Raw genomic sequence first — 9,348 nt, 5'->3', positions numbered from 1 at the left:
GGGATTAGTTGCTTTGCGCCGTTTTTGGTTCGTGCGGCAGGAAGGATCCATTGCCCTGTTAGCCGGTCAAGTTCTTCCCATTTCATACCGGCGACTTCTTCCCGCCGCTGGCCGGTCCATATAAGCAGCTTGAAATATGCTTTGTATGGGTTAGTCAATCTATCGACAGACTTCCACACCGTCACGAGTTCATCTTCGGTCAGGACCCGATTACGTGCCTTTGGCGCACTTGGTTTTACCATCATGCGCACGGGATTATCGGAAATTTCGCCCCGTTCCATCGCCCAGCGAAAAAGAACGGATGCATAAGCGTACACTGCTAAGCGGCTTGCACGATGCTTAAGTGGGATGCCGTCTATAATGGTCTGCAAATCGGCGCGTGTGATATGGGGCAGGGGCCTACCCTTTAACGCCGGCTCCAGACGCTGGGTTACAATATGGCGCGCCTGCTCCACCGTACGGGGTCTATGGTTTACAGCATACTCCTCCAACCATCGCTTCGCTACTTTTTCAAAAACAAGTTTCTCGTCGAGTTTTGCTTTAGCGTTGGCTTGGCGTTTTGCTTCATCCATGGCGCCTATGGCAGCAAGTTCGGACTGCCGCGGATCAATCCCCCGCGCTACTGTAGCAGCGAGTTCTTTGGCACGAGATCGCGCCTGATCCGGCGTCAGGTTGCCGTGCCTGCCGATAGTGTACTTACGTGGTGGTGTCCGGTCAGCGCTTCCTGGGCGGGCGATGCGGTAGCGGTATATGTAAACTTTTGCTCCTGCTGGGGTAACTTTTAAACCGAAGCCTTTGACAGTTTCTTTCCCCCGGTCATCCCAAATGACATATTCCAAGGGGGCCGCTTGGGCTGCGTCTACCGTGCGCTTTGTAATCGGGGCTTTGGACATTGTTTTACCTGATGCTTTGGGACGTTGTAGGCATCAGATAGGCATCAGACGAAATCATATCAAGGATGATTGTAGAATATTACAGACAAAAATAGTCAGTTTTATTAGGGTTTCATGTGCTGAGATCGGCTATTTCTGTCTGATTTCCTCTAACTACGAATCTGAGGGCCGGGCGTTCGAATCGCTCCGGGTGCACCATTTCCTCTCCCTGCTAACGTCTGTTCGCCCCGAGCGCATTCGATGTATTGAAACGATATGCGCGTGGGCGGTGTCTCGACATTGCGCGGTACGAAGGTCTATGGGGACGGTATGACAACGCACACCAAATCCGCAATCGTCCTTTTGTCCGGTGGTCTCGATTCCATGGTCGTGGCAGGATTGGCGCGTGAGGCTGGCTACGACCTGATTGCGCTCACGATCGATTATAACCAGCGTCACCGCGTAGAACTTGAAAGCGCGGCGCGTATTGCCGCGCATTTGGAGGCTAAAGAGCATATCATTTTGCCGTTGGACCTGACGCGCTTCGGCGGGTCGGCGCTGACGGCGGATATTGATGTGCCCAAGCAAGGCGTGGAGTCCGGCGCGATTCCGGTAACCTATGTCCCGGCACGCAACACGATATTCCTGTCCTTATGCCTTGGCCTGGCCGAAGCGCGCGATGCCCGCGATCTTTGGATTGGGGTCAATGCGCTTGATTATTCGGGCTATCCCGATTGTCGCCCGGCGTTCATCAAAGCGTTTGAGGCGACCGCCAATCTCGCCACCAAAGCGGGCGTCGAAGGTGACCATTTTACCGTGCACACGCCCTTGCTGGATATGACAAAGGCCGACATCGCCCGCGAAGCTGCGCGCCTTGGGCTCGACGTGGGCATGAGTTGGTCCTGCTATGATCCAAGCGCGGACACCAAAGCCTGTGGTCAATGCGATGCCTGCCGCCTGCGAGCCAAGGGCTTTGCCGACGCTGGCCTGCCTGACCCGACCATTTACGCATGAGTTATGCCGTCAAAGAGATTTTCCTGACGTTGCAAGGCGAAGGTGTCCATGCGGGCCGCCGAGCAGTTTTCTTGCGCTTTTCCGGCTGCAATCTGTGGTCGGGGCGCGAGGCCGACCGCGCCACCGCCATCTGCCAGTTTTGCGACACCGATTTTGTTGGCACGAATGGCGAAAATGGTGGGCGCTATGATGCTGATACATTGGTGGCAAAGGTTGCAGCGTTGTGGGGCGATGGCACCGCCAACCGCTATGTCGTAATTACCGGCGGCGAACCAATGTTGCAGGTCGATGATGCTATCGTCGACGCGTTGCACGCGGCCGGCTTTCAAATCGCGATTGAAAGCAACGGTACGATATCGGTGCATCCTGGTATCGATTGGGTATGTATCAGCCCCAAGGCGGGTTCGGAGGTTATCCAGCATGTTGGCGACGAGCTGAAGCTTGTCTGGCCGCAGCGCACCAGCGACATTGAAGCAATGGAACAATGGCAGTTTTCCCATTTCCTTATCCAGCCCATGGATATGGGTGACGCGGCGTTGAATGAGGCCAGCGTATCGGCCGCGACGGGCTTCGTAATGGAGCGTCCAAAATGGCGCTTATCCTTACAAAACCACAAGATTCTGGGCCTTCCCTAGCTACGTATAAATTTGCTTGAAACCTCTTCCTGAAAGTGACAGTCTTGTGACGGGATAGAGGAGAGAGAAATGGCAAAAGCCGAAACAGCGTATCTGCGCGCATATAAAAGCTATTCGAAACGGATGTCCGACCACGTAGCCTTTGCTTTGGTCGTGTACACCCTAATGCTGATTTTTTTGGTGACGCCGACTATCGAATCGAGCGGGACTTCCATTTTCCCTTATTTTGTCTTGGTCTTGTTTGTTGGTGCGGTCATTCCACTTTGCCGTAATTTGGAACGGCGTTGGCAGGCGCTCAATGACAATGCGTATCCAGGTGATGGGCTTGAAACCCGCTATTATGCAGATCGGCTGAAACTGTGGGGCGCGGCGATTGCCATTCCTGCTGTATTGGCGGTGCTGTTCACCGTTTTTTGATTGCGGCTCGATTGACGCTGTAATTGCCCGCGCCTAAGCGGGGGAATGCTGAACCCACAAGAAGCGCTTGATCGCGCACATAATCTCGTTTCCCAAGCCATCAAGGCCGGCGCTGACGCGGCTGACGCAGTATATGTCTGCGATGCATCCACTGAGGTCCAAGTGCGACTTGGCCAGTTGGAAGATGTCGCACGCTCCGAAGGTGAAGATATCGGCCTGCGCGTTTTTGTTGGCCAACGGTCTGCCACCATTTCTTCGTCCAACATGAACCCGGACATTCTTGCAGGGCTCGTGACGCGTGCCATAGACATGGCGAAAGAAGCACCGAAGGATCAATATGCTGGCCTTGCGCCGCAGGATCGATTGCTGACAGGCGCCGTTCCGGATTTTGATGGGGATGATGGCCTTGATCCCGATCCTGCCCTGCTGCGTGCTGCTGCGCTCGAATGCGAAAACGCCGCGCGCGCGGTAGCCGGCGTAACCAATAGTGAAGGCGCAGGCGCAAGCGCCGGTCGCTCCATTTTTGCGCTGGCCACCAGCCATGGCTTTGCCGGCGTCAAATCCGGGTCAGGCTATGGCATGTCCGCCAGCGTGCTTTCGGGCGATGGCGACGCCAAGGAACGGGATTACGACTGGCGGACCACGCGCCACCTTGCCGATCTGGATAGCCCTTTCAACATTGGCACCCGCGCTGGTGAACGCGCGGTTAAACGGTTGAACCCCGGCACAGTCAAAAGCGGTCAGATGCCAGTTGTGTTTGACCCACGCGTCGGCGGCTCTTTTGTCGGCCATTTGCTTGGCGGCATCGGCGGCTCTTCGATTGCGCGAAAGACAAGCTTTCTGCTCGAATTGCTTGGCGCACAGTTGTTCGACAGCAGCATTTCTATTGTTGATGATCCGCATCGCATGCGCGGGCTTGCCTCGCGTGCCTTTGATGGCGAAGGCCTGCCCACTGCGCGCCGCTCCATCATCGAAAACGGTGTTCTGACGGGTTGGTTGATGGAAAGCGCATCCGCGCGGCAACTGGGACTTGAGCCCACAGGCCATGCCAGCCGCGGCATCGGCGGCGCTCCCGGTGTCAGCACATCCAATGTCCATCTGGAAGGCGGCAGCGTCAGCGTGTCGGAACTTATCGCCGACATTAGGCATGGTATCTATGTGCATGAACTCGCAGGACAGGGCGTAAACCCCGTCACGGGCGATTACAGCCGGGGCGCAGCCGGTTTCCTGATCATCAACGGTGAAATTGCGGGGGCAGTCAGCGAATTCACGATCGCCGGAAATTTGAAGGATATGTTTGCGGCGATGACAGCAGCCAATGACTTGGAATTCACACGGGGCACAAATGTGCCAACGCTGCGCATCGACGGCATGATGATCGCAGGTGCCTGAGTGCCAGCTTGACCGAGATGCCGTTGTTGCCGCCACACAAGAGGCAGCGGCATTGGCCTTTGCCAGCTGGCGCGATGGCGCAGCTCCCGACACCAAAGTGTGGGAAAAGAGCAAAGATAACCCGGTAAGCGACATCGACATAGCCGTTGATGCGCTGCTCACAAAGCGGCTGCAGGCAATATTGCCTGAGGCCGCGTGGCTTTCAGAAGAAACAATCGATGACCCGTCACGGCTCGATGCGCGCTTGCTGTGGCTCGTCGACCCAATCGACGGAACGCGTGACTATGTGCGTGGACGCAGCGGTTGGTGCGTGTCAGTGGCATTGGTGGCGGATGGCCTTCCGGTGTTCGCCGTGATGGCGGCACCTGCGCAAGACAAAATCTGGGTTGCCGCCAGCGGTGAGGGCGTGACGTGCAACGGCACGCTGCTGTCGGGCAGCATACGTCAGGATTTCGCAGGAGCACGCGTGCCGGCCGACGATTTGCCACGCGTGGATTCCGATCTGGTAACGGTCGACAAACCCAATAGCATTGCAATGCGCATGACGATGGTCGCCTGCGACAGGGCCGACCTTGTAGCGACATTGCGTTGGGGTAATGAATGGGACATCGCCGCGGCGCATCTGGTGGCGCAAGAGGCGGGTGGGATTGTAACGGATGCGCTTGGCCAGACTATAACATACAATAAACGCGCGCCGCTGGATTTTGGACTAATCTGCTGCGCGCCGGGGATTCATAAGGCGGCTGTCGAGCGGTTGTCTGAGCGGGCCGCACGTATCCTGTCGTCAGCCTGACCCTGATTCAGGATGACGGTCTAAACAAATTTACCGCACCCGCGTCCACAACATATCGCGGTTCGTATCGCGCGGGTTGTTGGCAATCGCATCGACAAACGCCTTACGCACCCAACGGAATTTTTCAGGCCTGCTTGTAAATATCCGCTGATCCCATGCGTGGGCTTGTGCGGCGCGGACCTTGCGCGCGATTTCGCCATAAATGCCCGCGGCCGACAACACGGCCCAGCGCGCACGCAGGGGCAAATGCTTCGCGCCAACGCGCGCTGATGCCTCATATTGCTCAGCCTCATCGGCGAGCCAGCGGCCAATGAGCGCCAATTTCTTGCGGTTATGCGGCTTCATATGTTCGCCCGGCCCGATGTCGAGCATGGCGAGCCAATCGTCGGGTAGATAACAGCGCCCGGCTGCGTCATCTTCGGCGATGTCCCGAGCGATATTGGCAAGCTGAAACGCGAGGCCAAGGTCGCATGCCCGGTCAAGTGTCGCGTCATCGTCGGCCGGAACACCCATAACCACCGCCATCATGACACCAACTGCGCCTGCGACATGGTAGCAATATTGATACAGATCGCTTTCGCGGCGCGGGCGCCAGTCGGCGGCATCCAGTGCGAAGCCTTCAATCACGTCTTCGGCCATGCGAGAGGTAATTCCGCATTCCTGCGCAACCACGCCAAGACAGTCAAAGGCGGGCTCACTTGTGGGTGTACCTGCCAATGCCATTGCGGTCAGTTCGCGTATCACATGAAGCCGCGCTTGTGGATCAGTTACCGCCTCCATCGCGCCGCCATGGTCTTGTCCATCGGCCATATCGTCGCATTTGCGGCACCATGCGTAGAGTAGCCAGACCCGTTCGCGCGTGGTGCGGTCGAACAGGCGGCTGGCAAATCGGAACGATTTCGACCCACGCGAAATGCTTTCTTGCGCGAACGCTACGAGCGCGGCGCGGTCTCTCACAAATCATCTGCTTTCATCTGGAAAATCGTCTTGTGCGGCACATAAGCCGCCATCTTATCCAGCAAGCCATTTAGATTATCATCGACAATCATGATCCCGGCATGTTGAGGCCGGATGAAACCAACATCGATCATACTCTGGTTAAACGCAATCAACTGGTCGTAAAAACCGGCAACGTTCAAAACGCCAACCGGCTTTTGGTGATAGCCAAGTTGTGACCAGCTGATCGCTTCCCACAATTCGTCCATCGTACCAACGCCGCCTGGGATAGTTATAAAACCGTCGGAGAGGTCGGTGAAGCGGGCCTTGCGTTCATGCATGCCAGAAACCACGTGCAGTTCCGTGCAGCCCTTATGGGCCACCTCTGCGCCGACCAATGCTTCGGGGATGATGCCAATGACTTCGCCGCCTGCTTCAAGCGCGCTGTCCGCCACAGCGCCCATAAGGCCCAAGCGCCCGCCGCCATAGACAACAACAATGCCGCGCTTGGCAAGTGCCTTGCCTACTTCGCGCGCGGCGTTGATGTAAACCGGGTTCTCGGGCGTCGCTGACCCGCAATAAACTGCTAGGCGCTTCATGCGTTTGCTACTTCCATCATTAATGCTGCGGTTGCCTTTGCGCTGCCGACAACACCGGGAATGCCAGCGCCGGGGTGCGTGCCGGCACCGACGAAATACAGGTTCGATATTGCGTCATCGCGATTATGCGCACGCATATATGCGGACTGCCAAAGAACGGGTTCTAAGCTGAACGCGCTGCCCAAATGGGCCGATAGGTCACGGCCAAAATCGGCTGGTGTATAATGGAACTGGGTCATGATCCGGCTGCGGATGTCAGGGATCAATCTGCGCTCAAGCTCGTCCAATATCCGCTCCGTCATTGCCTCGCCCACATCGCCATCCCAGTTAAGTGGTGCCTTGCCCAAATGCGCAACCGGCGCGAGCACATAAAATGTTGAGCAACCTTCTGGCGCAAGGCTTGGGTCGGTCACGGTTGGATGGTGTAAATAGAGGGCGAAGTCCTTTGGTAAGACGCCGTTAACGAAGATGTCATCCAGCAGGCCCTTATATCGTGGGCCAAACAAGATCATGTGGTGTGGAATGCCTGGCCAAGTGCCCTTGATGCCCAAATGCAGCACAAACAAAGATGGCGACCAACTTTTCCGGCGGAGTGATTTCGTTGCGCGTTCGCCGCGCTTGTTGCTTTTTAACAGGTCCTGATAGCTATGCATCAAATCGCCGTTCGATGCCGCCATATCGCAATCCATGCGCCAGCCCGATTTTGTGCGCACGCCGATGACTTTGTCACCGCGCGTCTCAATCTCTTCGACAGCATCGTCCAAGCGGATAGTGCCGCCAAGCCGTTCAAAATGCGTCACCATAGCCGCTATGAGGCGGTTGGTTCCGCCCTTAGCAAACCACACGCCGCCTTCCTTTTCGATGGTGTGGATGAGCGCATAAATTGCGCTGGTGCTCATCGGGTTGCCGCCGACCAGCAGGGTATGGAAAGACAATGCCTGACGTAGGCGTTCGTCTTTCACATAAGACGATACGATCGAATAGACCGAGCGCCAGGCCTTATATTTCATTAATGCAGGTGCAGCCTTAATCATCGATGCAAAGTCGAGGAACGCGACTGAACCCAGCTTTTGGTAGCCATCTTTATACACGCCCTTTGAATATTCGAGGAACTTGCGATAGCCCTCGACATCTTCGGAGTTCAGCTTTTCGATCTCTGCTCTCAGACCTGGCGCGTCGTTCGAATAATCGAAATTCGTGCCGTCTGGCCAATTCAGGCGATAGAATGGAAAAACGGGCATCAATTCGATATCGTCTGCCATCTTGTGGCCAGACAGCGCCCATAATTCCTCCAGACAAGGCGGGTCAGTAATGACCGTTGGTCCACCATCAAAGGTGAAACCGTCCTTCTCCCAAAAATAGCCACGGCCGCCGGGCTTGTCCCGCGCCTCGATTATGGTGGCGGCAATACCGGCAGATTGCAAGCGGATAGCAAGCGCAAGGCCACCAAATCCGGCGCCGATGATCGCAGCAGTTTTGCTCACTTCTTTTTGCTCCGGATCGCTTTTATCGCCCGCCTTATCGAAATGGGTGGCTTACCGGAGAGGATCCGCGCCTTATCTCCAAGCGTAGTATTTCCAGCGTAAAAGCGCGCGATCAATCCGGGCGTTAGCCGGTAAAACCGTTCCAATATCTTGTACCGGTCTGCACCATCTGCGCCGCGGAAGAGCATGCGGTTCAGCATACGGAAGAATTTGCCCTTACGCCAATGCTCCTCTGCCCGTTGACGCAGCGCGAGGTTCAGCTTGTCACCATCAAGCTCAGGCTGCTCGGCAATGAAAATCGCGTTGCGCACGGCGTCGGGCAGGGAGTAACTGGTCACAGGTTGAAAAAATGCACCCCGCGCGCCGGCCTTGGCCGTTCGGCCACTACCGCTATTCCAATAGCTTTCCAAATCACCGCCCATAACGACTGGCAGAACGCCATTTTCCTCACGCAGGACGCGTTCGACTTTCCAGCCTTTTTCGTCGGCATAAGCCGCCAGCCGTTGCCGCAAAATGCGTGGGTCATGGTCGGGCTTGTCGCTGTAATAAGTGTCTTCGACAAACAATTTGTCCATGCCAAAGGGCAGGATGTAGACAAAGCGATAGCCATCATGCTGGTCCACCGTGGCGTCCATGACAATTGGCTTGGTAATGTTATGCGGCTCGGACAATTGCATCAATTGTCCGGTGAATTTTTGCCAACCGCAGTCGAGATGGTTCAAATCACCTGCGCCGCGCACGTCAATAACGCCGCCAGCGTTGATCCGCTGCGCGCCGTCGAGTACCACAAGACGGGGCGAAACGGCCTTAACCTCCCTACCCAACATGAGTGACGATGCAGGAAGGTTTTTCCGCAAAACCCAGTCAAGCCGCTCGGAATCGATTGTGTAATAGATATTGTCGAGTGACCGGCTGTGCCCGGGAAATTTCACGTCATAACCCGACCAGCCATAAGTGACCAAGGGCGCGGTCAGCCAGCGATGCTCAGGCAAAATGTCGCTCGCGAAGTAGCTCCAAATATGATTGCCGCCAAAGCTTTGACCTTGTTCGATGAGAACAACATGTAACTCGGGCCGCATCTTGGCAAGCGCCAGCGCGATCAGCCCGCCGGCCAGACCGCCACCAACGATGGCAACGTCGCATTTGATATTTTCAATTGTCACCTCAACGCCCTAGCGCAGCCATTTTACAAGGGAAAGGGCTCTG

General features: G+C 56.2%; 10 protein-coding genes. 5 read left to right on the top strand and 5 right to left on the bottom strand.

What is annotated here, in order from left to right:
* Nucleotides 1-839, bottom strand: an 839-nt coding sequence (locus tag QE270_RS02410) for an integrase arm-type DNA-binding domain-containing protein (protein WP_300034607.1), incomplete at its 3' end; no start/stop codon positions are given.
* A 363-nt stretch (nucleotides 840-1,202) separates the two neighbouring features.
* Between QE270_RS02410 and queC the strand changes: the two genes are divergently transcribed.
* The 5 genes from queC to QE270_RS02385 all read left to right on the top strand — a co-directional run bounded on the left by queC (nucleotide 1,203) and on the right by QE270_RS02385 (nucleotide 5,123).
* On the top strand, nucleotides 1,203-1,886 hold the full coding sequence (gene queC, locus QE270_RS02405; RefSeq protein ID WP_300034604.1) for a 7-cyano-7-deazaguanine synthase QueC: 684 nt from the start codon (nucleotides 1,203-1,205) through the stop codon (nucleotides 1,884-1,886).
* Nucleotides 1,883-2,521, top strand: a complete 639-nt coding sequence (gene queE, locus QE270_RS02400) for a 7-carboxy-7-deazaguanine synthase (RefSeq protein WP_300034601.1) — start codon at nucleotides 1,883-1,885, stop codon at nucleotides 2,519-2,521. The genes queC and queE overlap by 4 nt, the downstream gene beginning before the upstream one ends.
* 69 nt (nucleotides 2,522-2,590) lie before the next feature.
* Nucleotides 2,591-2,938 (top strand): hypothetical protein, encoded by a 348-nt coding sequence (locus QE270_RS02395; RefSeq protein ID WP_300034598.1) that lies wholly within the window; start codon nucleotides 2,591-2,593, stop codon nucleotides 2,936-2,938.
* Between the two features lie 45 nt (nucleotides 2,939-2,983).
* Nucleotides 2,984-4,330 (top strand): TldD/PmbA family protein, encoded by a 1,347-nt coding sequence (locus QE270_RS02390; protein WP_300034595.1) that lies wholly within the window; start codon nucleotides 2,984-2,986, stop codon nucleotides 4,328-4,330.
* Complete coding sequence (locus QE270_RS02385) at nucleotides 4,323-5,123, top strand: 3'(2'),5'-bisphosphate nucleotidase CysQ (protein ID WP_300034592.1); 801 nt, start codon at nucleotides 4,323-4,325, stop codon at nucleotides 5,121-5,123. Before QE270_RS02390 ends, QE270_RS02385 begins: the two co-directional genes overlap by 8 nt.
* A 30-nt stretch (nucleotides 5,124-5,153) precedes the next feature.
* Here the strand turns inward: QE270_RS02385 and QE270_RS02380 are convergent, their stop codons facing one another.
* From QE270_RS02380 to crtY, 4 genes are read right to left on the bottom strand one after another with little or no spacing between them, the layout of a single operon-like run.
* Complete coding sequence (locus QE270_RS02380) at nucleotides 5,154-6,080, bottom strand: phytoene/squalene synthase family protein (RefSeq protein ID WP_300034590.1); 927 nt, start codon at nucleotides 6,078-6,080, stop codon at nucleotides 5,154-5,156.
* A complete protein-coding gene (locus QE270_RS02375; RefSeq protein WP_300034586.1) occupies nucleotides 6,077-6,658 on the bottom strand; it encodes a TIGR00730 family Rossman fold protein in 582 nt (193 codons plus the stop codon). Before QE270_RS02375 ends, QE270_RS02380 begins: the two co-directional genes overlap by 4 nt.
* The gene (locus QE270_RS02370) at nucleotides 6,655-8,142 is read right to left on the bottom strand and encodes a phytoene desaturase (RefSeq protein ID WP_300034583.1); all 1,488 of its coding nucleotides are present in this window, start codon (nucleotides 8,140-8,142) and stop codon (nucleotides 6,655-6,657) included. The genes QE270_RS02375 and QE270_RS02370 overlap by 4 nt, the downstream gene beginning before the upstream one ends.
* Entirely contained in the window at nucleotides 8,139-9,305 is a 1,167-nt protein-coding gene (gene crtY / locus QE270_RS02365; protein WP_300034580.1) for a lycopene beta-cyclase CrtY, read from the bottom strand. Before crtY ends, QE270_RS02370 begins: the two co-directional genes overlap by 4 nt.
* Between the last annotated feature and the right edge of the window lie 43 nt (nucleotides 9,306-9,348).

This window comes from Sphingorhabdus sp., assembly GCF_029865925.1.
Classification (GTDB): Bacteria; Pseudomonadota; Alphaproteobacteria; order Sphingomonadales; family Sphingomonadaceae; genus Sphingorhabdus_B.
Note: the sequence above shows the minus strand (reverse complement) of the source record. Positions and strands in the feature narration are given on the sequence as shown.

Coding starts and splice junctions, on each gene's coding strand:
- QE270_RS02390 (WP_300034595.1), top strand. CDS start 2,984: ATGCTGAACCCACAAGAAGCGCTTGATCGCGCACATAATCTCGTTTCC.
- queE (WP_300034601.1), top strand. CDS start 1,883: ATGAGTTATGCCGTCAAAGAGATTTTCCTGACGTTGCAAGGCGAAGGT.
- QE270_RS02395 (WP_300034598.1), top strand. CDS start 2,591: ATGGCAAAAGCCGAAACAGCGTATCTGCGCGCATATAAAAGCTATTCG.
- QE270_RS02375 (WP_300034586.1), bottom strand. CDS start 6,658: ATGAAGCGCCTAGCAGTTTATTGCGGGTCAGCGACGCCCGAGAACCCG.
- queC (WP_300034604.1), top strand. CDS start 1,203: ATGACAACGCACACCAAATCCGCAATCGTCCTTTTGTCCGGTGGTCTC.